At 50.8% G+C, this 23,115-nt stretch carries 24 protein-coding genes and 1 riboswitch; of the genes, 19 read left to right on the top strand and 5 right to left on the bottom strand.

What is annotated here, in order from left to right; all coding sequences use genetic code 11:
- Nucleotides 1-308 precede the first annotated feature (308 nt).
- Nucleotides 309-2,015, bottom strand: a complete 1,707-nt coding sequence (locus tag EKM99_RS12710) for an NFACT RNA binding domain-containing protein (protein ID WP_125583786.1) — start codon at nt 2,013-2,015, stop codon at nt 309-311.
- 421 nt (nt 2,016-2,436) lie between these two features.
- Between EKM99_RS12710 and EKM99_RS12705 the strand changes: the two genes are divergently transcribed.
- The 7 genes from EKM99_RS12705 (at nt 2,437) to EKM99_RS16165 (ending at nt 8,318) form a co-directional block, all read left to right on the top strand.
- Nucleotides 2,437-2,865 (top strand): MarR family winged helix-turn-helix transcriptional regulator, encoded by a 429-nt coding sequence (locus EKM99_RS12705; RefSeq protein ID WP_125583785.1) that lies wholly within the window; start codon nt 2,437-2,439, stop codon nt 2,863-2,865.
- Between the two features lie 10 nt (nt 2,866-2,875).
- Nucleotides 2,876-4,186 (top strand): alkaline phosphatase family protein, encoded by a 1,311-nt coding sequence (locus EKM99_RS12700; RefSeq protein ID WP_225419870.1) that lies wholly within the window; start codon nt 2,876-2,878, stop codon nt 4,184-4,186.
- Entirely contained in the window at nt 4,170-5,423 is a 1,254-nt protein-coding gene (locus EKM99_RS12695; RefSeq protein WP_125583784.1) for an MFS transporter, read from the top strand. The genes EKM99_RS12700 and EKM99_RS12695 overlap by 17 nt, the downstream gene beginning before the upstream one ends.
- A gap of 221 nt (nt 5,424-5,644) precedes the next feature.
- Complete coding sequence (locus EKM99_RS12690; RefSeq protein ID WP_125583783.1) at nt 5,645-6,511, top strand: DegV family protein; 867 nt, start codon at nt 5,645-5,647, stop codon at nt 6,509-6,511.
- A 50-nt stretch (nt 6,512-6,561) separates the two neighbouring features.
- A riboswitch (THF riboswitch) is annotated at nt 6,562-6,659 on the top strand.
- Nucleotides 6,660-6,683: 24 nt separating this feature from the next.
- Entirely contained in the window at nt 6,684-7,226 is a 543-nt protein-coding gene (locus EKM99_RS12685) for a folate family ECF transporter S component (RefSeq protein ID WP_125583782.1), read from the top strand.
- Nucleotides 7,227-7,502: 276 nt separating this feature from the next.
- A complete protein-coding gene (locus EKM99_RS12680) occupies nt 7,503-7,943 on the top strand; it encodes a GtrA family protein (RefSeq protein WP_125583781.1) in 441 nt (146 codons plus the stop codon).
- Between the two features lie 153 nt (nt 7,944-8,096).
- On the top strand, nt 8,097-8,318 hold the full coding sequence (locus EKM99_RS16165) for an AbrB/MazE/SpoVT family DNA-binding domain-containing protein (protein ID WP_225419868.1): 222 nt from the start codon (nt 8,097-8,099) through the stop codon (nt 8,316-8,318).
- 67 nt (nt 8,319-8,385) lie between these two features.
- Here EKM99_RS16165 and EKM99_RS12670 read toward each other — a convergent pair whose 3' ends face one another.
- The 4 genes from EKM99_RS12670 to EKM99_RS12660 form a co-directional block, all read right to left on the bottom strand.
- Nucleotides 8,386-8,898 (bottom strand): VanZ family protein, encoded by a 513-nt coding sequence (locus EKM99_RS12670; protein WP_125583779.1) that lies wholly within the window; start codon nt 8,896-8,898, stop codon nt 8,386-8,388.
- A gap of 215 nt (nt 8,899-9,113) precedes the next feature.
- A complete protein-coding gene (locus tag EKM99_RS12665) occupies nt 9,114-10,244 on the bottom strand; it encodes a DHA2 family efflux MFS transporter permease subunit (RefSeq protein WP_263853875.1) in 1,131 nt (376 codons plus the stop codon).
- Nucleotides 10,222-10,521, bottom strand: coding sequence for a hypothetical protein (locus EKM99_RS16015; protein WP_225419867.1), 300 nt, complete (start codon nt 10,519-10,521; stop codon nt 10,222-10,224). Before EKM99_RS16015 ends, EKM99_RS12665 begins: the two co-directional genes overlap by 23 nt.
- Before the next feature lie 83 nt (nt 10,522-10,604).
- Nucleotides 10,605-11,057 (bottom strand): MarR family winged helix-turn-helix transcriptional regulator, encoded by a 453-nt coding sequence (locus EKM99_RS12660; RefSeq protein ID WP_125583778.1) that lies wholly within the window; start codon nt 11,055-11,057, stop codon nt 10,605-10,607.
- A 203-nt stretch (nt 11,058-11,260) separates the two neighbouring features.
- Here EKM99_RS12660 and EKM99_RS12655 point away from each other — a divergent pair, with 203 nt between their 5' ends.
- From EKM99_RS12655 to EKM99_RS12600, 12 genes are all read left to right on the top strand, one after another.
- Nucleotides 11,261-12,481, top strand: coding sequence for an RNA-guided endonuclease TnpB family protein (locus EKM99_RS12655; protein ID WP_125583777.1), 1,221 nt, complete (start codon nt 11,261-11,263; stop codon nt 12,479-12,481).
- Between the two features lie 178 nt (nt 12,482-12,659).
- Nucleotides 12,660-13,223 (top strand): TetR family transcriptional regulator, encoded by a 564-nt coding sequence (locus tag EKM99_RS12650; protein WP_125583776.1) that lies wholly within the window; start codon nt 12,660-12,662, stop codon nt 13,221-13,223.
- A gap of 44 nt (nt 13,224-13,267) precedes the next feature.
- A complete protein-coding gene (locus EKM99_RS12645) occupies nt 13,268-13,555 on the top strand; it encodes an ArsR/SmtB family transcription factor (RefSeq protein ID WP_125583775.1) in 288 nt (95 codons plus the stop codon).
- A 124-nt stretch (nt 13,556-13,679) separates the two neighbouring features.
- Nucleotides 13,680-15,095 carry an MFS transporter gene (locus EKM99_RS12640; RefSeq protein ID WP_125583774.1) on the top strand — a complete coding sequence of 472 codons (1,416 nt, stop codon included), beginning with the start codon at nt 13,680-13,682 and terminating at the stop codon, nt 15,093-15,095.
- Nucleotides 15,096-15,165: 70 nt separating this feature from the next.
- Nucleotides 15,166-15,816, top strand: a complete 651-nt coding sequence (locus tag EKM99_RS12635) for an endonuclease III domain-containing protein (RefSeq protein ID WP_125583773.1) — start codon at nt 15,166-15,168, stop codon at nt 15,814-15,816.
- A 240-nt stretch (nt 15,817-16,056) separates the two neighbouring features.
- On the top strand, nt 16,057-16,386 hold the full coding sequence (locus tag EKM99_RS12630) for a hypothetical protein (RefSeq protein ID WP_125583772.1): 330 nt from the start codon (nt 16,057-16,059) through the stop codon (nt 16,384-16,386).
- Nucleotides 16,387-16,416: 30 nt separating this feature from the next.
- The gene (locus tag EKM99_RS12625; RefSeq protein WP_125583771.1) at nt 16,417-17,124 is read left to right on the top strand and encodes a response regulator transcription factor; all 708 of its coding nucleotides are present in this window, start codon (nt 16,417-16,419) and stop codon (nt 17,122-17,124) included.
- Nucleotides 17,114-18,469, top strand: coding sequence for a sensor histidine kinase (locus EKM99_RS12620; RefSeq protein ID WP_125583770.1), 1,356 nt, complete (start codon nt 17,114-17,116; stop codon nt 18,467-18,469). Before EKM99_RS12625 ends, EKM99_RS12620 begins: the two co-directional genes overlap by 11 nt.
- 117 nt (nt 18,470-18,586) lie before the next feature.
- Complete coding sequence (locus tag EKM99_RS12615; protein WP_191983318.1) at nt 18,587-19,429, top strand: COG4705 family protein; 843 nt, start codon at nt 18,587-18,589, stop codon at nt 19,427-19,429.
- Nucleotides 19,430-20,225: 796 nt separating this feature from the next.
- Entirely contained in the window at nt 20,226-20,762 is a 537-nt protein-coding gene (locus EKM99_RS12610) for a MarR family winged helix-turn-helix transcriptional regulator (RefSeq protein ID WP_225419866.1), read from the top strand.
- Nucleotides 20,752-21,114: a rhodanese-like domain-containing protein gene (locus tag EKM99_RS12605; RefSeq protein WP_125583767.1), complete on the top strand. Its 363-nt coding sequence runs from the start codon at nt 20,752-20,754 to the stop codon at nt 21,112-21,114. Before EKM99_RS12610 ends, EKM99_RS12605 begins: the two co-directional genes overlap by 11 nt.
- A gap of 466 nt (nt 21,115-21,580) precedes the next feature.
- Entirely contained in the window at nt 21,581-23,101 is a 1,521-nt protein-coding gene (locus EKM99_RS12600; protein ID WP_125583766.1) for an endonuclease MutS2, read from the top strand.
- Nucleotides 23,102-23,115 lie beyond the last annotated feature (14 nt).

Raw genomic sequence — 23,115 nt, 5'->3', positions numbered from 1 at the left:
TACCCATACAAAAAACTCCTCCCTAAGTAAACAAGCTTTGATTATTTGCTTGTCTACCTAAGTAGGAGTATAGCCATGACGCCTTTTTTGATGGAGAATTAGTTGGTATTAGCAATTGGTTTGTTAGCACGTCGATTCCGGCCCGAATTTCAGACTGGCTTCGGCTCGCTGTCATTCTATATTGCTGAAACGTGGGTCAAAGGGCAGCTGATTCCGCTTAACAGCGATAACCAAACAATCCAAGCCCGGGATTATTCGGTTATCACCGTTAATACTCGTCAGCTTAGCGCCCTTTGACCCACTCTTTTTTAATCCGCAAGCTTTTCAACCAGGTCGCTTTGGGGCGTGACGTAAACCGTCCGTTGCCCCGTGAAAATCACGTACCCAGGTTTGGCCCCATTGGGCTTGTGCAGGCGTTTAACGGGGAGATAGTCTACGGGCACGTTACTAGATTCACGGCCCTTAGAGAAGTAGGCAGCGAGGTTAGCCGCCTCCATAATGGTGGCATCCGTGGGGTTGTCCGCGTGGATAATCACGTGAGAGCCCGGCATGTCCTTTACGTGCAACCAGATATCCGTGCGTTTGGCCGTGTGCAGACTCAGTTGATCGTTTTGCAGGTTGTTCTTACCCACGGAAATCTTGGTGCCGTCGCTAGCTGTGAAGCGGTCTGGCTTGCTGACCTTTTGCCGTTTTTGCTTCTTGGCCTTCTTCTGGTGATCGTGGTCGCGGAGATAGCCGCCCTGTTGTAGTTCGAGGCGAATGTCGATCAGGTCTTTGGGGGCTGCCAGTTCAATCTGTGCCATGATGTTGGTGAAATAGTCCACGTCGGCCGCGGTGATCTTTAACTGTTCGTTCACGTAGATGACCGCGTTCTTAGCCTTTTGGTAGCGTTTGAAATACTTCTGGGCGTTCTGGTTCGGTGATAACTGATTGGATAACTGAATCTTCAAGTCGCGATTCTCATCGTAGAAGTTTGGCAAGGTCACTTCGGTTTCGCCACGGGTGACCTGGTTCAAGTAGGTGGTCAGGATCTCCCCCTTGATCCGGTACTCGTCGGCGTTTTCCGTTTCGGCGAGTGTTCGTTGGAGCTTCTTTAACTTGGTCCGGTTCTTCTTCAGTTCGTTACGAACGACCCGAATCAGGACACTCCCTTGTTGCTGGACGCGATCACGTTCGGCCTTGTCCTGATAATACGTGTCCAGGAGTTCACTCAGCGTTGACGCGGACTGTTGGGTCCCAGTGGTAGGGTACGGAAAGGCCGTGAAACTCGTCTTGTTCTTAGTTGAGATTTCTAGCGTCGGTTGGGGCGCATCAAAACCAGCGAAAAATTGGTGGAATTGGGCCGCGTGGTCGCCAGTCTCGTGGAGCTTGGCAGCCAGTGCAGCGGCCGTATCCTTACCCAGGCCCTGATATTGGTGTTGTAGCGTTTGGGCCAGGACTTCCTGGTTCGGGTAATCGCGGATAGTTTGGTCCAGATCGTCACGGCTACCCTTAAAGGGGTCCTCGAGGTCTTGCTTAGGTGGCATAATGTATTGCGCGCCTGGTAGGAGGAGCCGGTAACGGTTTTGGTCCGAACCCACGTGCTTAATGGCGTCTAGAATCTTCATGGAAGAACTGTCGACCAGAATCACGTTACTATGACGGGCCATGATTTCAATGATCAAAAGTAGTTCCTGCTGATCACCCAGTTCGTTACGGGAGGTGAAGTGCAGGTGAACGACGCGGTCATTTGCCGTTTGGCTGACCTCTTTTAAAATGGCCCCCTGCAGGTATTTACGAAGAATCATGGTAAAGTTTGTCGGAACAGCCGGGTTGACGTAGGGAATCTGAGTTTCTTGGATTCGGGCGTAAGTCGGGTTGGCCGACAAAAGGATGGGGTGGTTATGACTGTTTGCCCGAATCGTCAAAACGATTTCGTTGGCATAGGGTTGATTGATTTTACTGACCCGGCCGGTCGTGAGCGTCTGACTCAACTCGTGGACCATGGCGTGGGTGAATGAACCATCAAAAGACATTGCGGCACACACCTTTCTTTAACTTAATTTATTTGGGGATAATGGGTTCTGGTAAAGTTGGCAGAACCTGGATAGTTCGTGGCCCAGTTCCCATGAACCTTTCCACTGAAGCTAACTTGGGGAACCGGTGACTTTGAATCGTAAACGTATCGTTTCAAAGTGAACTGGTAGAGGACCACTTGGGTTGCTAGCGTCCTGCCCTGAACTTGGCGACCAGTTGACCGAGTAAGTTTCGGTAACATCGCAAAGCAGATTGATTGTAGGAAAAAACGGCACAATCTAAAGTATAACGGGCCGGACGCCGAAGTGCAAAGAAGATTGTCCGGAAATCAGGTTGTCCACTCATGAAAAAAGCCATGATTTATGCTTGTGGTCACCAAGCAAGCCGTTGTATAATACAACCAAAAGGAGTGAGGGCCTTATGAAATCAAGTCTGGCAGCGCTGATGGCAATCAATAAAGTACAACAAACGTTACTACAACGGATGACCAAGCAACATCACCTGACCGTTTCCGAGTGGCAATTGCTCGACCACATTGGTGGTGGCGAAAACACGCAGGAGATTTTGGCCCAGCAGACGAAGCTGGATACCTCAACACTCAGTCGCCAGCTCAAGGGGCTAGTGGCGAAAGACATGGTGACCAAGAAAGCAATTGGTCGCGACAAACGGCAATTGGTATATACAATAACTCAGCAGGGCACCGATACGGCTGAAGACATTAACAATGCATTTGAAAGTCTATCCGACCAGGTCTTTGAACATTGGTCGACGGATGAACGCAACTTATTGCAGATTTTATTGAACCGGCTCGACAAGAGTATGGATCGTCGGCGGACGGTAGAGGATTAAGGAGTGAGAGATTATTCAACAGAGACTAGTGGTTATTTCTTTGGACGCGATGGGTAGTCGCGACCTGGATGAGCATTTAGCAGAGCTACCCAATCTAAGACGGCTAGTGGTCACCGGCACCCGGGTCCGCCGCATACGCGGAATTTATCCGACGTTGACGTATCCGTCGCACACGACCATTATCACGGGACAGTATCCCAACGTCCACGGCGTCGTGAACAACACGAAGATGCAGCCGCAACGTCAGTCACCCGATTGGTACTGGTACCAGCGGGAGGTGCAAGTGCCGACCCTGTACGATTTGGTGCGGCAACATCACAAGAAGACGGCGGCCTTTCTGTGGCCAGTGACGGCTGGCAGTAAGATTACCTACAATTTGGCGGAAATTTTTCCCAACCGGATCTGGACCAATCAGGTGTTGGTCTCACTCAAGGCCAGTAGCCCAGCCTTCCTGTTGCGCATGAACCAGAAGTACGGTCATTTACGCCGTGGCATTCAGCAGCCCGAGCTCGACGACTTCATCACGGCTTGTGCGGTGGATACCTTGGAAAACAAGCGGCCGTGGCTCACCCTGATTCACTTGGTGGACATGGATAGCATGCGGCACCGCTACGGCGTACGCTCGCCGGAAGCGATGGCGGCGCTCAAACGGTTAGACGACCGGGTCGGCCAACTGATCGACGCGACGATTGCGGCGGGGACCTTTGCGGAAACCAACTTTGCCATCCTTGGCGATCACTATCAAATCAACGTGGACCACATGATTCATTTGAACCAGGCCTTTGCCCAGCGGGGGTGGTTAACCCCACTGCCTAATGGCACCGTTAAAAATGACTGGCACGTCTGGGCAAAGTCGTGTGACGGCAGTACATATGTCTATACCAGAAACTTTGCGGATACCCAGAATTTGCGGACACTCTTGAGTGCCACTGAGGGCGTGAGCGCAGTTATCGATGGGGATGCCGCTGCCAAACGGGGCGCGGATCCGCACTGTCGGTTTATGGTCGAGGCTGAGGCTGGCTACTACTTTACAGACGAAACGGGCCGTCCAGCCGTCGTCGAGGCGGTTGATCCGGCAACGTTAGGTCAACCAGACCGGTATCACGGCGTTCACGGTTACGATCCCGATAAGCCAGATTACTTCACGACGTTGGTTTTGAATGGACCTGCCGTCAAGGAGCACCAAACGATCGCTGATGCCCGGTTAATTGATGAGGCACCGACGTTTGCGCGGCTCTTAGGCGTCCAGTTCCCCGAAGACTTGCCCGGTCACGCGTTGACCGCGGCCTTTAAGGGGGAGCCGAATGGCGAAGCTAAATAAGGAACAGTGGAGCTGGGTCTTCTATGATTGGGCCAACTCCGGCTATGGCATTATCGTGACGACCGCCGTTCTGCCTATTTATTTTAAAGGAATCGCGGAGGCCAGTGGGGTTGCTGCGGCCAATGCCACGGCTTACTGGGGGTACGCCAATAGCGTGGGTACTCTGTTAGTGGCCGTGCTCGCTCCATTTCTGGGGGCGCTCGCGGATTACGAGGGATTTAAGAAACGCTTACTGACGGGATTTGCCTCGTTGGGGATGGTCATGACGGTGGGGTTGGCCCTCCTACCGGCGACGCAGTGGCAATGGTTACTGGTTGTGTACATCTTGTCCGTGCTCGGTTACTCTGGTGGGAATTTATTTTACGACAGTTTTCTGACCGATGTGAGTGATGACCGGCAAATGGACCGAATCTCCAGCGTCGGGTATGGTTTCGGCTATCTTGGTGGGGTGATTGCGTTCATCCTGTTCATGGTGTTGCAACTGACCCAAGGTTTTGGCCAGCTATCCAGTACGGCCGTTGCTCGCTGGGGGTTCGTCCTGGCCGCCGTCTGGTGGGTCATCTTCTTCATCCCGATTCAACGCAACGTGCAGCAACGTCACGCCTTGGCCGTCACGTCGGCCCCGCTGCGGCAGAGCTGGCAGCGCGTCTGGGTGACGTTGCGCCACATTCGCCAACACAAGTATCTGGCCTGGTTTCTGGTGGCCTACTTCTGCTACATCGACGGGGTTGATACGATTTTTACCATGGCGACGTCGATTGGTTTAGACATCGGTATCAGTAGCACCACGCTGATTGTCGTCTTACTGGTCGTTCAGCTGGTGGCCTTCCCGTTCTCCATCCTCTATGGGTGGTTGGCGGATAAGACCAGCACGCGCTTCGGTATTTTAGTTGCCATTATCATGTACCTGTTGATTTGTGTGGCGGCCTTGAATCTGAAGACGGTGGGGAGCTTCTGGTTGTTGGCGGTCCTGGTGGGAACCAGTCAGGGTGGCATTCAAGCCCTGTCTCGGTCCTACTTTGGCCGACTAGTCCCCAAGGACCGCTCGAGTGAATTCTTTGGCTTCTACAACATTCTCGGCAAGTTCTCGGCCGTCTTGGGGCCAGTCCTCGTTGGGGTGGTCACCCAATGGACCGGGCAATCCCGGATTGGGGCCGCGTCGTTGTCGATCCTGTTTATCTTGGGACTGATCATTTTCTTGACGATTCCCAAGTCGGCGGGACGCACTGAAAATTAAAGTTTTATGTCTTTAGACTGGTCAGAAGTGCTGTATTGGGCCTTGGCCAGTCTTTTCAAATGGCGGGGATGCCCGAACGAATCTCTGGTAAACCCGGCGTTGGCATGTTAAGGTATTTTTAAATTGGCGTATGAACGGGCTTTTTCGGAATCGCTGGTTTCCTTGGTTCCCGAAAAATGTTATTCTAGATAAACGAATGAAAAGATAAAGTAGGTGTAAAGATGAAGATTGCTGTGGTCACTGATAGTACCTGCTATTTGTCCGCAGAAGAGGTTGAGCGGTATCATCTCCACGTTGTCCCAATTCCGGTGATCATGGATGGTCGCTCCTACGACGAAGACGTTGATATTACCACAAGTGAATTCTACGAGCGGTTGCGCAATTCTAAATCATTCCCCAGCACGTCACAACCACCGCTGGGTGAAATGATCAATTTATATAATCAATTAGCCGATGAGGGATACGATGCCGTCATCAGCATTCACTTGGCCAGCACAATTTCTGGCTTCGTGAACCAACTCAAAAATATTGCGCCCACGATTGAAAATATCCGGGTGATTCCGTACGACTCCCAAATTACCGTCAAATTGATGGGTTATTTGGCCATTGAGGCGTCACGAATGGCAGACGCGGGTGCTGAGCCCGAAGACATCATCGCGCGCTTAGACGACTTGCGGTCGACGATTGGCGAATACTTCGTGGTCGATGATTTGCAAAACCTGGTGCGGGGCGGTCGGCTATCCAACGCCTCTGGCTTTATTGGCAGTGTCTTGCGGATTAAGCCCTTATTAACCTTTGACGACGAAACGCACGAGATTGTGGCCTTTGAAAAGGTCCGGTCCCGGAAAAAGGCGTTGGCACGGGTGGAAGACCTCTTCGTTGAAGCCCAAGCCCAAGTGGATTACCCGTTGCGGGCCTTGGTGATTAATGCCAACGATCCCGAGGGTGGCCAGAATTGGGCGAACAAAATTGCGACCCAGTATCCTGAAATTCCGGTGGAACAATCCTACTTTGGCCCCGTCATTGGAACCCATTTAGGGGAGAAGGCCTTGGCCTTGGCCTGGATCAAGGATTTTGAACGCGCATAAGTCGTGCAAGTCGGCAACGAGTATGGTATGCTATTTTCTGTAATTAAATTTACGGAGTAGGAAGTAAGGCGTCAAGTGCTGGTGGAACGCAATGTGAACACCGGACGAAGGGAATGTGTCCCGCGATCTTATTTCCGCATTGACCGCAGCAATGTGGCAACTCCCTTAGGAGATGTCTGAATTGAAGACGATGGCAAAAGCCCAGCAACCGAAGCTGGACACTTTGAGTTTGGTAACGATGGGACTATTGATGGCCCTGCAACTGGTGATCAGTCGCTTCTCAATTGGCAACACCTTCATCAAGGTGAGTTTCACCTTCTTGATTGTGGCGCTGTTGGCGAAGTGGTTTGGTCCCTGGTGGGGGATGATGACGGCGGCAGTAGTTGACGTCATCGGTACCCTGATGACTGGCGGCCCGTACTTTGTGGGCTTCACGTTATCAGCAATCCTCGGATCGCTGATTTACGCGTTGTTCCTGTATAAGCAGCCAGTGACGTGGGTCCGGATCATACTTGCATCCGTGATCATCGCAGTGGTGGTGAACGCCCTGCTGAACACGTTGTGGGTGACCATCATGTACCAGACGCCGTTCTGGAGTTTATTACCAGTCCGGGTGTTGAAGCAACTCATTGTGACCCCAATTCAGGTGGTCCTGGTGTACTTGTTGTTGAAGAGTCGCGTGATTCAAACGATTCAGGAGCGTTTAAATCGATAAATGAAACGAGCACCGTTCTGTCAATCCCAGGACGGTGTTTTTAAATGTCCTTTTAATAGGCGAATTAAACTAATTACTTTAACTTAGATTTATAAATCACGCGTCACGGCAACATAACACAAACCCATTTCATCAAAAGCCCAGTCACTAACGGTAAAATCAGCTCACCGACCCAACCCTTAATTTTTTCTATGAAATCGGGGTGAGTGCTTGCGTGCCCTAAGCTTTTCGACTATAACTGGGTAAGATGAGAACTGTTCAGGGAGGACGAGTAACGTGAAACAATTACGGCAACTTTATTTTAAATATCAGGACGTGTTGGCCTATTTGATCTTTGGGGGTCTGACCACGCTAGTCAACCTGGTCGTCTTCTACGTGACGGCAACACTGTGGGGCTGGAACTATCAGGTCGGCAACGTCTGGGCCTGGTTCTTATCCGTGCTCTTTGCATACGTGACCAACCGGGTGTGGGTCTTTCATTCCCATTACACCACGATGAAGGCCTTGATGAGCGAAATCATGTCGTTCTTCCTTGCGCGGGGAGCCACACTGATCATGGACATGGGGATCATGTGGATTGGGGTTTCCTTGCTACAGCAGAATGAAATGTTGACGAAACTGGTGGACCAAGTGGTCGTCGTTTTGGCGAACTACTTCTTCAGCAAGTGGTTTGTGTTCAAGAAGGGCAAGGCCTCTTCGGTGAATGAACAGGACTAATTTAATATTTGGAAAACATGGCGGCTAACAGGTGAATTAAAGATGTAAGCCGCCATTCGTGTCTTAAGAAACTGCCGGCAGGTGGCAAGACAAGAAAGGGTGGTCCAGTATGGCTAATTCTAAGGGAACTGATACGGTCACGGTGGACAAATTGTGATTCCGGCTGCTGTCCGCAAAGCGCTCAATATTTCGACAGGGGATCACTTGGGTTTTTCGGTGAATGATGGTCAGCTAGTGTTAGAGAAATTGCCAACGGCCTTAGAGTGGCGAAAACTGATGGCCAACATCCCCAGTGAAAAGGTAACCTTTGACGAGAATGGCCACTATGATCCCGAAAAGGCGCCGGAGTTTGACGAGTGGATGCGTGAAGATTGAGAGCCATTGGCCACAATGAAAACTGACTGCACACAAAAAATCACCCCGCGGGGTGATTTTTTTAGTCCTAAGCCGCCACTCTTCTCAAACGTTGGTGGCGCTTGGCTATGACGTAGTAGTACACGGCGACAACCGCGCCGCCAATCAAAACGCCCAATGCGTTGGCGAGAACGTCATTGATGTCGCTGCTCCGGTTGATCAGCCAGTGCTGCGAGAGAATGTACTGGAACGTTTCAACACTACTGCCGACGAAGAGCCCGAGGATACCAACGCCGAAGAGGGATAGCTTTGGCAGTGCCCATTTAATCAGAAATCCCAGGGGTAACATCAAGATGATATTTTCCAGGAAGCCTAAGTTGAAAACGTCTAAGTTCGTCAAGTTGACCCGGCCAATCCCGATGGGCATGATATAAACCGCTGTACCATCAAATGAGATCGGTGTGAAAAGAATCGTTGCTAAACCCGTTAAGTAGCCTAGCACTAAGAGGGCAAACCAGCGACGCTTGCCGCCAATTGTCACGATGAGTAGGCCGCTTAGTCCATCCATTAAGATAATGAGTAATAAGGGTTCCCAACGCATCGAACCACCTCCGTTGAATGTTTGTTGTCTGTCGTATCGGTTAACATGTTTATACATTACAACAGAAATGCAATCAGCGGGGATTTTTGGCGGGAGTTTTAAGGTTTCTTGGTTCCTTTAGGAAAACCATAAGGAGTTGGTCAAAGAAACATCACATTCTTTCGGGGACTCGTCGCCAGTCGCGCGTCTGAGGGTTGTCGAAGCAGTTGGGATTACTAGGCTGACGCCGCCGTCTTCGGTTTTAGTTTGAACGATAAACAGAAGCCGAGAAGCGCCATCAGAAAGGCAATTAAGAATGAGAACCAATACCCGTGATTCAGTCTGACAGCGGTCGACAGGTGTTCGCTGCTCCCTAACTGGGTGCCAAAGGAAACGACCATCATCAAAATGGCAGTTCCCAGCGACCCGGCAATCTGCCGGGCGGTTGAGGAAGCCGCGTTGCCGTGGATGGAGAGCTTGGCTGGTAAGGCATTGAGTCCTTCAGTAAAGGTTGGCATCATGACAGTTGCGACACCAACGATCCGAAAGGCATAGGCCCCAGCCACCAAAATGAGATTGGTGTGCGGTGTGAAGAAGAGCATTGACAGGGTCCCCAGGGCAATGATCCCAAAGCCAATCAACGAGATGGGCCGAATGCCAAAGCGGTCGTACAACTTACCGGAGATGGGACTAATCAATCCTTCTAGCAGTGCGCCCGGTAAGAGCATGAGGCCGGATTGAAAGGCAGAAAGGCCGTGTACCCGTTGGAGGTAGAGTGGCAAGACCAGTTCGACACCCAGGAGGGCAATATTGCTGAGGGCGCTCAAGGCAGTGGTCAGAGTGAACGTCTTATTCTTGAATACAGTCAGGTTTACCAAGGGATTGGTGAGGGACAATTGTCGTTTGCCAAAGAAGTAGAGGACGGCGATACCGAGAACCAGAGCAAGAACGCTAATCAGATCCAAACCGCCAGCGTTGCCAATGGCTGAGAAGCCGTACAGGATGGCCGCAAAACCGATAGAAGATTCTGCCAGCGATAGCCAATCCACTTGGGACTTTTGGGGAACCAGCACCGGACGTACGACGGCGATGGCAGCGAGCATTAACGCAATGACGAGTGGAATCAAGACGCCGGAAAGCCAATCTAGACCCAGATTGTCGATGATCCAGCCACCGACTGTGGGGCCAAGGGCGGGCCCAAAAGCGACGACCAACCCAATAATTCCCATCACGGTTCCCCGCTTGTTCTCGGGATAGAGCATGAGTACGACATTTTGAATCAGGGGAATCATTGATCCGGCAGCAACGGCCTGAATCAGCCGCCCCGCCAGTAGCCAGCCAAAATTAGTGGCAAAGAACCCACAGATACAGCCAATGAGAAAGATGGCCGCGAGTAGCAGGAACGTTTTTTTGCGTGTTGAAACGATGAAAGACCCAAGCTGAAATTGGAATCATGAGGCCGGCAACCAGTTGGTATCCGGTACTGACCCACTGCGCGGTCGCCTGCGTCACGTGGTAGGCTTGAATGATAGTGGGCAAAGCATTATTGAAAAATGTTTCGGTTAGTAACATGGTGAAGGCCCCAATCAATAGGACGGCCAACATGCTGTTTCGTTTTTTGCTGCTTGATTCAATGGTAATCATGGGCAAATCACTCCTTTATATAGCTAGCTACACTTTATGCTAAAAAATAAAAGCCTCGTTAAAGGCTAACGTTCTTCTGTTGGTCAATACATCGTGGTCAGTAACGTGGTTAATAGCCGCTGTAGCGTGGCTTGATCGGCTGCGGACAGCTTGCTAACCAACTTGTCTTCGGTTTGGGTCACTTGCGCCTGAATTTGGTCGGCATGATTCTTCATGAACCAGGTGCCGGCGGGGGTTAGCCGCAATTCGATTTGCCGCTGATCATCAGCGGCCGGGGTGGTTTGCAGGAGCCCGGTGGTAACCAACCGCTTGATGATACCGCGGGTCGTGGGGTGAGAGAGCTTTAGGGCAATTTCAACCTGTTTTTGGGTCAGCGGCTGATCCGTATTCAGATACAGTTGCATCAAAACGGCGACCTGTGTGCCCGTTAGTGAGATATCAAGGGCTTTTAGACCGTTGTTCATTTCCTTTTCAACGGCCAAGTTCAGCATCTTTAGTTGTTGGGCCAAGGTATCCTTGAAAAATGGTGTGGCCATGGCTAATCCCTCCTTTACGTTGTAATGTAGTATGCTACATAAAAATCGATTTGGCAAGTCTTTTCTTTATTAAAAACTAAGCAGAAAACCCGCGATTTTAATCGCCGGATGAATGCAAGAATTTAAGCCGTTCTTAAACATATGTTCCCCTATTAGACTGCCAGATATGGTATACTAAATCCAGCCTACAGGGGAGGTAGCCGATGGTTAAGCTAGGACGTACGATTAAGTTGCGACTCTATCTAGACACGATTCAAGCCGGTGAATTTCTAGCTATGACCCAAGAATACCAGCGATTAGCGAACATTGTCAGCCAGTGGGTCTTTGATCACGACTTTCCACTGAGTTGGTTGAAAATAAATAATCATCTGTATAAAAAGTTTAGACAAGAATCGGCGCTCAATAGTCAAATGGTGCAATCGGTCTTTCGCACGGTTGTCGCTCGTTACAAGACGGTTCAGGAACAAATGAAACAACATTTTTATCGCTACAAGGCAGCTGACAACAAGTGGATTCAAATCCCCCGAGGCTTGACGTGGCTGGAAAAACCGATTTATTTTCGCCGGCCTCAAGCCGATTTGGTTCGTCAGAGTAATTATTCCTTCATCAATGGCATGACCCAGATCTCCATCACCACCCTTGGAAAGCGAACGAAGCTAGCTTTTACCAACAAAGGTTTTGAGGACTACTTTCAGGGCGACTGGAAGCTAGGAACTGCCAAACTAATCCACAGTCAGGGAAAATGGTTCTTACACATTGGTATCACTAAGGATGTAGCTGACTTTGACAGAGAAGGTAGTCCCCAGATTGTCGGTATTGACCGTGGTTTACGCTTCTTGGCCACCGCCTACGACCATCTGGGAAAGACTACTTTTTTCGATGGCCAGAAGATCCTACTTCGGCGGAAAAAGTTCTTGGAGAATCGGCGTCGTCTTCAAAGCAAAGGGTCCAAGTCAGCCAAGAAGAAGCTGAAACAACTGGCCCAACGAGAGAACCGCTGGATGGCCGATGTGAATCATCGGTTGGCTAAGACACTCGTTGCGGCGTACGGCGCTCACACGCTTTTTGTGCTGGAGGATTTGACAAACGTGACCTTCAACACCGATGAATTACCGAAACCCTTGCGTAACAGTCATCGTTCTTGGGCCTTTTTCCAACTGGAAGTATTCCTAACGTATAAAGCGCAAGCGGTTCAGAGTACCGTCGTGAAGGTATCACCAGCATATACCTCACAACGCTGTCCAAAGTGTGGGCTGATTGAAAAGACTAATCGCCATCATGACACGCACGAGTATTGGTGTGCGCAGTGTCAATATCGTTGTAATGATGACCGCTTGGGAGCAATGAATATTGAGATGCTCGGAGAAGCCTGGTTGAACGGTGTCAAACGACCCAAGATTCAAAAGCTAACAATTACCGGGTAAACCTGGTAGTTAAACGGGTAGCCGTCAATTACCCGACGATGTTGCCACTATGCGTAGGAGTACCTAACAGGTATATTGGACTACTGTGTCGCAAGACACGTGAGCGACAAGCCTCTGAATTCATTCAGGGGCAATTGACAATGGGTCCAACTAAACAAACTGTTCAGGGAGGTGCACCATGGAAACGGACGCAAAGATGTTAGCAACCGAAGTCAAACTACAGCGCGCATTTGTCCAATTGATGACGACTGAGGGCTTTGACCGAATGACCGTCCAACGGCTGGGTCAGGCAGCACAAATCAATCGGGGAACGTTCTATTTGCACTACCTGGACAAGTACGATCTTCTGACGCATTTTGAAAATGAATTGGTTAGTCGCGTGCAAGATATTTTCCAACGTTATCCTAAGCCAGAGCCAACGGCAAGTGGGGTGCCGGATGCCTTCAGTCAGCTGTTCAAATATTTGTACCGACAACGCCAACTGGCCGTGGTGCTGCTAAACAGTCCGGCCTCACAACTGCGGTCACGGGTCAAAGCGTTGATCTTAACGGTCACGGGGCGGCCACAGTCGCCAGCGATTCCTGCCGAGTTGGCCCAAGAGTTGGTGGCCCAAGGCGTCCTAGATTTCATCACTGATTGGCTGGCGCAAACGCCGGTGCAGTCGCCACAAGCTGCATATGAATTGTTTACACAAACGCGGGAACTATCGCCGCAAGAATTATTACGGGGCAATCAAGGGTAAGCTGAAAACTTGCGTCTCTCAATTCTTCAGGTACAATAAAAGACATGACAACTCAAGGACAAAAAAGTGAACAGATGATGAAGGTCTTCAAGGCATTGGCAGATCCCATTCGGCTGACCATCATTCAATATCTCAATGGCCAGGATCATGAGGTCACCTGTGGCGAGGTCGATCAAGCAATCCACATTGGCAAAACCGCTGGCTCGTACCATTTCAAACTGCTGCAGGAAGCGGGACTCATTACGGCGCGCAAAGTGGCCCGCGAAAAATATGTTGCGCTAGACCGGTCAACGGTCGATCGGTATCTGGTCCATTTCTGGGACAATTTATAGTCTAGACCAATTTCAAGGGATCCCCAGGGGTCTCTTTTTTTGCTTGCCAAGAATAACTGTGGATGCTATGGTGAGATAGTTCAAAACATTTTGAACTATATTTTCAACATAGGGAGACGGGGAAATGACCAAACAAGTTAATTACAGGTGGGTGTTAACGTTGACGTCGTTAGGCTTCTTTATGTCCATGATGGACGCGATGATTGTCACCACAGCATCTACGGCTATTCGTTCGGAGTTTGAAATTTCAGTTGGGACGTTACAGTGGGCGCTCAATGCCTACAATATCACGATTGCCGCAATCCTACTGGTCGGGGTGGCCCTGGGTGAGCGGTTGGGGCGTCGGCGCATCTATCAGTGGGGGATTCTTATTTTCACGATTGGCTCAGCTCTCTGTGCACTGGCACCGAACATCAGTCTGTTGATTGGGGCACGCATCATTGCCGGCGTTGGGGCATCCGTCATGACACCCATGTCGATGGCGATTCTGACAAATGCGGTCCCAGGGAGTCAGCGCGGCCGGGCATTAGGTATTTGGAGTGGGATTGGCGGTCTGGCACTGATTGTTGGGCCTTCTTTAGGTGGTTTCATTGTCGCTAAGATTGCCTGGCAGTGGATATTTTGGATTAACGTGCCGGTGGGGATAGCGGGGATTGGCTTGGCACAACGGTACTTGCCCGAAAGTCGGGGTGCGCAGGAACCGATTCGCTTCGGTGACGCCAGTCTGATTGTGATTGCCATGGCGGGCCTCATTTGGACGCTATCGGCCACAACTGGGGGCACACTTGCAACTGATTGGTGGCCAATTTTACTGATAGGTCTGATTAGCGTTAGGTGTGGCCTCTGGTTTATTCGGCGACAAACAGTTGAAACCGCTCCCCTAATGCCAGTACGCTTTTTTAAGATCAGGGCATTTACGGGTGGCAATATCGCAACCGCTCTGCTCTACGCTTCCATGTACGGCGTTGTCTTTTTCCTGCCGCAATACTTACAAGTGAGTCAACGGGCGACCGCTCTGAGTGCGGGACTTGGCCTGTTGCCGTGGACCGGAACGTTGGTGATTGTCGCCCCGTTTGCCGGCCAGGCCGTGGACCGTTTTGGTGAGAAACGGGTGGCTACCTGGGGACTCTTTCTTCAGGGTACGGGATATGGTGCGATTGCTTGGTTTGTTCATTGGCAACGGCCTTATATCTGGTTAGTGATTCCATTAGGCTTAGCTGGTGTGGGGCTTTCGATGGCGGGACCTGCGTTGCAAAAAGCTGTGTTGGGTGCCGTGAATCGGACGGCAATCGGTAAGGCCGCGGGGGTATACAATGTTTTTCGCTTATTTGGGGGCGCAATTGGTACCACTGTGGCCGTCATCATTTTTTACAGCTGGGGTGGCAACACGGCCAGTGGCGCATTCGGCCGCGGGTTTCAGGCGGTGATGCTTGGTGCTGGGTTTATTTCATGGCTGGGCTTGCTGTGGTCTAGCCAATTGGGCGTACCCGTCAGTCGCATGCCTGATAAGCCGTCAGCTGACCCTTCGTCGGTAAAATAGGCAAAGCTATCGCTCACAAGCGCGGATTGCTGTATGATTGGTGATAGCAAACGATGAGGGGTTGAGAGTCATGTTAAAGGACGAACAGATTGTCTGGGCAATTCAGCAAATGGAAACGGACATTGGACCGGTGGAGCAGTCGCTGGATGCCAGAACGCCGTTTCAGTTCCTGGTGTCGGTGATCTTAAGTGCGCAGGCGACGGATGTGTCGGTGAACAAGGTGACACCAATTCTGTTTGAAAAGTATCCGACACCGAAAGACCTGATGATGGCAGACGTGGGGGACGTTGAGCAAATCATTAGGAGCGTTGGTTTATTTCACAACAAGGCCAGCAACATTATCAAGACGGCCAGAATCGTCCATGAAGAGATGAACGATAGAGTCCCCAATTATCGGAAGGGCATCATGGCGCTGCCCGGGGCTGGTCGTAAAACGGCCAACGTGGTGTTGAGCGACGCGTTTGGACTGCCGACATTTGCCGTGGATACCCACGTTTCTGCCATTTCAAAGCGCTTGCACTTCGTCCCACAAACCGCGACACCCCTGCAGGTGGAAAAGAAAATTGTCGGCGTGTTGGCACGAGAAGACTTACATCAGGCCCACCACACCATGATTGCGTACGGACGGAAATATTCGATGAAATTAGCGCCCGACAAGGAAGTTTGCCCGCTAATTAAGGCTTGCGACCGGCTCGAGGAAGAAAATGAAGCGGGCGTTTGAAGAAGTGCTGAAAAATTAGTCGAAAATTGCCACCTGCGGCTGCCAGAGATTCCGGCTGCTGTGGGGGAGCGCCTGCGGCATGAGGTGCGGTCCTCCGGCTCGGTTTGAAGCCTGTCTAAAACCGACAGTCTCCAAACGCGTCCCCCGCTGTAAGCTGGTTCCCAGCTAACTCCATTTCTGTCCTCCTCCGGTTACGATTGTTTTAGTCACGACATCGGCGTAAATCACCGATGCAATGTTATGCAACGCTTAGTCAATGATTTGCTCAATGTAGGTGTTCGTGTGTTAAATTTAGTTTTCCAGTTTAATGTGAATAACTTGAGCAATATTCTAGGGGTTCATTCGCCTATGCGCAAGGTTATGTCCATGCTTTGGCTTTCTGTAATCACCGTTCAAAGAAGCTCAAATAGACGATTTCATCCAATTGGTGAGGCCATCTGTCTGGGCTTTTTTGACATCCACCAGTTCCACCTATTAATTTTGAGCAAAGAAAGTTGTCAGCCGCGCCAGATACTAGTAATATCGCAGGTAAAGAAATGGCAGGTTGGCGGTAAAATTGGCCGGGCCTGACGTCAGCCTTAGTGAAGGAAGGGCATTGCTGTGACAGAAACGATATTGGTGGTTGAAGATGAGCTGGCCATTCAGACGTTATTGAAGCGTGAATTAGGCTTTGAAAATTATCAAGTCTACGTGGCAAGTACGGGGACGGAAGCGTTGGCTTTGTACGAGCAGTTGCAAGGCACGTTGGATTTGATTTTACTAGATTGGATGATTCCTGAAATTGATGGTTTGGGCGTTCTCCGGCGGATTCGGCGAACGGATTCACTGTTGCCAGTAATTTTCTTGACGGCGCATGATTTTTCTGGCGATAAAGTTGCGGGGCTGAATAGCGGTGCGGATGATTACATTACGAAACCGTTTGATATGGAAGAATTGCTGGCGCGGATTCGGGTCATCTTCCGTCATCAGGCGCAGTTGCATCAGACAACGCCCAGTTATCAGGTCAGCGGGCTCGTTCTGGACACCAAGGCCCATCAGGCCGCTTACAACGGACAACAGATTCAACTGACCCAACGAGAATATAGTCTGTTGCTGACCTTCATGCAGCACGTCGGCCAGCCGCTGACGCGTGATGAAATTCTCGATGATGTTTGGGGGACAGATTTTGTGGGCCAAATGAATATCGTCGACGTGTACGTGCGGCAGTTGCGGCAAAAATTACATGATATCCAGGAGTCCACGATTGTGATTGAAACGATCCGCGGCATCGGGTACGTCTTAAAGGAAGTCTCCGCAGATGAAAACTAAACCAACGACCAACCGGCGCTTGATTGTGCGGACGTATTTGCAGACGATCCTGATCACCACGGTGTTGAGTCTATTACTCACAACCGGCGTCATGTCCGCGTTATTGTTTAGCAACAGCACCACTTCAGCAAATAAAATGGTCCAGTCGCTAGAAAAAACGTTCGTTCACGTCACGCCCAACACGGATGCCTGGCAAGCGTCAAGTCAGCAGGGAGCCTCAACCACCTACGTTAAAATTCGGATCCTGCCAACGACGTCTACCAGTGCGCAAACATTTTATTCAACGGGGTCTAAAAACTTTACGCAACAGACCGTCCATCATCTCAGTTCAAATTTTCTGTGGGTGAAGGGCAAGGGCCTGTTCGTGTACCGTCAACAGGCAACGACTAAGGCTGTTTATCACGTTTGGCTGAGTCTGGACGAAACGTTACGGGAGTTGGGAACGGTTCTGATTGCCATCCTGTTGGTTTCACTGCTCAGTACGTCGTTGGGAATCATCCTGATTAATCTGTTGAGCCGGCGAATTACGAAACCACTGACGGACTTAACGGCGGCGGTGACGGCACAGACCAAACAATCGACCGCGCCGCAAACCCCGTTGCCCATCCCGGAATCGCCCGTGGAAGTCCAACAGCTGGCAACGCAATTCAACCACTTACTGGACCAGCTAAACGCCCAGATGCTGCGGGAACAACAATTTGTTTCGGACGCCTCCCACGAGCTGCGCACACCCTTAACCGCGATTCGCGGGTACGTCAGCCTCTTGCAACACCACGGCAAGGACCACCCAGAAGTTTTCGATGAATCGCTCCAATTCCTGGACAGTGAGTCGTTACGGCTTCAAGAGCTGGTGGAATCGTTACTCAGAGTGACGCGCAACGAGCGCTTGCAGGTGACGCTAAAACCAGTAAATATTTCTGAGCTGGTCACGCAACTCGTTCAGGACTATCAGGAACAGGTGCCGACCATTCAGTTGACGTGTCAACCGGGGGTCATGGCAAATGCGGATGAAAATAGTCTCAAGCAAATGATTCTGGCGCTGCTGGATAACGCGCGCAAATATTCTCCTGAGGCAGCGTTACTAACGGTCAACGTTAAGGCCACGGACCAACAGGCCACCATTCAGATCGGTGATCAAGGAATTGGCATCCCCGATGATCAGAAGGCCAAGATTTTCAATCGTTTTTACCGGGTCGACGCAGCTCGTTCAAGTAAAATTGCCGGGACGGGTCTGGGCCTCGCCATCGTGTCACAGTTGGCAGTCCTGAATCAGGCGACGGTGACCGTCACGGATAAAGTGCCACAAGGTAGTGTCTTCACAATTGCACTTCAACCGGCTGGATGACGCGTTTCTAAAGAACCTTCATTTTTCCTTCAGCAAACTTAGCTAGTGCCTCCGCGATAAACTCGGTATTCTAGGTTTATCGAATGACACAGATAAGTGTTGGATGGAGGAATGAACATGACAAAGAAAGACATGTTAAATAAAGTGCCGGCCATTACGCTCCTGTTTTGGCTGACCAAGTTGATTAGTACGGGCTTAGGTGAATCCGTATCGGATTATTCCAGTCAAATTTTTGGGCAACAGAATTCCGGGTTAGGTGAACTGTTTACCGTCGGCTGGTCGTTAGGACTCTTCGCAATTTTCCTGACCTTGCAGTTTCGTTCCGAACGTTACCGGCCAACGTTTTACTGGCTGTCGGTGGCACTCTTAGCCGTATTTGGGACGTTCTCAGCAGATACATTTAAGAGCCTGACGGGCCTCCATTACATGGAAACGACTGCCATCTTTGGGGCACTGATGTTGGTGAGCTTCGGGCTCTGGTACCGTGCGACCCATGACCTGTCGATTCACCACATCACGACACACACGAAGGAAGCTTACTACTGGTTAACCGTGGCGTTCTCCTTCATGCTGGGGACCGCGGCGGGGGATTGGCTCGCAACTGCCCGTTCTGGCGGGTACAACGTTGATCCTACTGGGCTGAACTTGGGCTTCCTGAATACCGGCCTGATCTTAGGTGCCGTCTTCTTGGGGCTGTTAGCTTACCGGGCTATCCGGCGGCCGGCAATGAATAGCGTGGGTGAAATCGTGACCTTCTGGTTGGCCTATATCTTAACCCGGCCGGTCGGTGCCAGCTTTGCGGATTACTTCGGTTACGATTTCCACAACGGGTTCCTGGGTAACCAGGGTATGTCACTGATTTGGTTGGCACTCTTCGCCGTTTGCCTGGGCGTCACGTTGGTGCACCAGTCCACGCCGACCATTCGGCAAGATGCCGTGAAGAAGGTTTCGACGAAGTAAGGCGTGAGGAGTCGTTCTGAGCGTTGATCAGGAAAATGTGTGCGGGTGACTTGGCAGCGATTGGTCGTTGCTGGGTCATCCGTTTTTTATTTGGGTGACTAAAGGTTGAAAGTCCCAAAGAACCTAAACGCCCCAACTAACGGAGACTCAATCCGCAAAATTAGTCGGAAATTGCCACCTGCGGCTGCCAGAGACTTCGGCTGCTATGGGGACCGCCTACGGCCTGAGGGACGGTCCTCCGGCTCGGTTTGAAGCCCGGTAAAACACCGGTCTCCAAACACGTCCCACGACGTAACCTGAGAAAATCACTCAGCTAACGTCGTCGACACAGCTACCTACGTCTCTGTCCTCCTCCGGTTATGACTGTTCTTCAACATGACATTGCCGTGACTATCGCTAGGCTGGCAACGTTTGTCTACCGTAATTGGTCACAGCCTAAGTAGGCGTGAGTGAGCCAAATTTAGGCTCAGCTGACAGACCGTTTTTCAGGCGTCAATTTTTACCCGCAACGGTCCAGCCTAAATTTGGCGAACAGTAAGCCGGCGGGCGTAGTCTGTGTTGCCAATATTTAGCGTTATAGCCCTTGTGTTTAGCGGATTACGCGGAAACTTTAAGTTTTAACCTTTAGTGGTGAAATTAAATGGTAGGTTACGGTAAGAAGCCACGCAGACTGGCGTTCTTCGTTGATGGTGTCGGTAAAACGAAAAATAAAAGGGGATTTCCCTTGCTTTCACCGGGGACACCTGCTATATTAGTCATTGTAGTTAGCCGGCTAACTACAAAAGGAGTGAGCCATTTGACAACGAATTATGATTTCAATGACCGGCCAGACGCGGCCCGTATTTCGCTGGTCGCTGGTTCGACCGGTGAGGCGGAAGTCGCCGAACTATTTTTGAACTTTCAATGGGCCTACCGGGAGATGCAACGCCAGTATGATCAGGTGTTGGCAAATTCTGGCTTGTCCGAATCGAAGTTTATTATTTTAATGTTTCTCGCACAGGCGCCGCAGCAACAGTTGGCTCCCTCAGTGATTGCGGATAAATTGGGGGCAACTCGGGCGACCGTCAGTAAGCTTCTCAAGGGTATGGTTGCCCAGGCCTGGGTCGCCCGCGTTGCTTCACCCACAGACAAGCGATCGACCCTGATTCAGCTAACCGCAGCGGGCCAGCAAACCGTCACGGCATTCTTACCCCACAACTTTGCGGCCGTCCAGACAATCATGGCCCCTTTATCGCCAGCAGAAATTGACCAACTCAACGGCTTATTGCAAAAAATCAATCAAGGCACCCACAACTTAAACTTAGAATTGGAGCGAAATCAACATGCAAAATGAAAAAATTAATTTCTTAAAGACTTACTTGAGCTTATACATCGACCACAACACGGTCCTGGCTGGCTTACAAGCGGCAGAACCGGCATACACGATTCTGGATGTCCGCAACGCACCAGCCGCCATTAAGAAAGACCAAATCAAAGGGGCAATCGCGTTACCAGCTAAGGACTTGAGCGACCGCCTGGATGAGTTGGATAAGACCAAGACCTACGTGGTGTACGACTGGACCGCCGGCACGACGTTGGGCAAGGTGGCGTTGTTAACGTTACTGTCCGCCGGTTTTCAGGCGTTTGAATTATCCTGCGCGTTGGAAGGCTGGAAGGGCATGCACTTGCCGATTGAAACGATTTAGGCGATTGGTGGTCATGTGATATGCGATTAGCTTTTGAATGAGAGATTGAATAAGAACATGCTGAAAGGTTCTTGGCTCGTTACTGAGTTGGGGGCCTTTTGGCTTCTTTGCGCTAATCTCAACATTGTCGCCATAGTAAGTTCTACCGCTGGATTCTCCCGGTTAAATTTGTTCTTTACTATGAAATTGATGTGACCATCGCTGACTTGGTAACGTTTGTTCACGAAAATTGGCCACTGTCTATGTAGGCGTGAGCGAGCTGGAAGACCGTTTCTCAGGCTTCCGGCGTCCTACCCACAGCGTTCCCGCTTAAATTTGGCGAAGGTAAGCCGGCAGGTATAGACAGACGCGAATTTGCTCCCGAGCCAAGCCTGTGGTACGGTTAAAGACAGTGAAAATAAGGCGATAACCCAACCATTTCAGACCTTAAGCGGTTGGCTAGGCGATTTGCGACAAGGAGAGAAACGTGAATTTAAAAGAAATTACCCAATTAGATCAAATTTTGGCGACGGTGGCGACCTACACCCACAGCACACGAGCGGCGGAGGCTTTACAAGGTGCGACTAATCAAACCGACCTGGCAACCGTGCGTAAGCAACTGACGTTAACGGCGGAGGCTCACCGATTATTGGCGAACAACGTCACCTTTACTTACTTTGACTTGGATCAGATGACAGCATTACAAACGAAACTCGACCAGGGCCTGATGTTAAACGCCCAACAGTTAGATCTCGTCAATCATTTTTTGATGAATCTACGCCGGTTAAAGTCGACGCTTCAGACGCACCAACAGCTGGCACCGCAACTGACTGCGTTAATGGTCGACACGTCACCATTGAGCGGCCTGCAACAACGGCTGGAACAGATCATTGTTCATGGCCAGGTTGCGGACAACGCCACTCCTGAGTTGGCTGAGATTCGGCAGAAGATTGTCAAACAGCGCCAACAGGTTCAGACGGCACTGACCCAGTTCGTCCAGAAGCATCCCCATTCCGTGCAGAGTAAGCGGCTAATTACCCGTAACGACCGGGTCTGTGTCCAATTGAAGGCCGGCGAGAAGAACAAGTTTAAAGGCCAAATTATTGATCAGTCATCTACCGGTTCGACCGTCTTCTTTGAGCCCGCAACGGTGGCGAAGAAGGGTGCCGTGCTCGCTGGCGTGATTGCTGACGAGAGCGCGGAAGTTTACCAGTTGCTGGTCACCTTAACGGGTGATGTGTTAGACAACTGGGACGCTTTGACTGAAAACCAGGCGCTACTCAGTCGGTTTGACCAAATCATGGCCCGGGGTCAGTATGGCTTGGAAACGGCTAGCCAACTGCCTGAACTCAACACGGAACAGCACATTAAAATCGTTGGTGGGCGACACCCGTTACTGACGGACGCCGTGCCACTCAACATTGAGCTCACACCGCAACAGGGCTTGATGATCACCGGGGCCAACTCTGGTGGGAAGACGGTGGTCTTAAAGACGATTGCCCTGTTTGCCCTGATGATTCAGTTTGGTCTGGAATTACCCGTTGAAGCCGGCACTCAGATGGCCGTCTTTAGCCAATTCTGGGTCGATATTGGGGATAACCAGAGTATTACCGCCCAGTTGAGTACCTTCGCTGCCGAAATGACGACGTTGGTGGATATGACTGATCATATCAGTGCCAACGCCTTGGTCCTGCTGGATGAAATTGGGAGCGGAACTGATCCTGAGGAAGGGTCGGCACTCAGCATTGCCATTATTGAATATCTCCGGCAACAGCACGCCACCATCATTGCCACGACCCACTTTAGCGCCATCAAGGAGTACGCTGTCGATTGTCCCACCTTCATGACGGCGACGATGGCTTTTGACCCCAAGACGCTGGAACCAACGTACCGGTTGTTGCTCAATCAGGTCGGGGCTAGTGAAGCTATTTGGTTAGCGGAACGGCTCGGCTTGGCGGATCCAATCATTGCGGCGGCCCGTCAACGACTAAGTGATGTGTCTGAATAGTCAATCACTGAATT

This window comes from Levilactobacillus cerevisiae (assembly GCF_003946245.1).
Taxonomy (GTDB): domain Bacteria; phylum Bacillota; class Bacilli; order Lactobacillales; family Lactobacillaceae; genus Levilactobacillus; species Levilactobacillus cerevisiae.
Note: the sequence above shows the minus strand (reverse complement) of the source record. Positions and strands in the feature narration are given on the sequence as shown.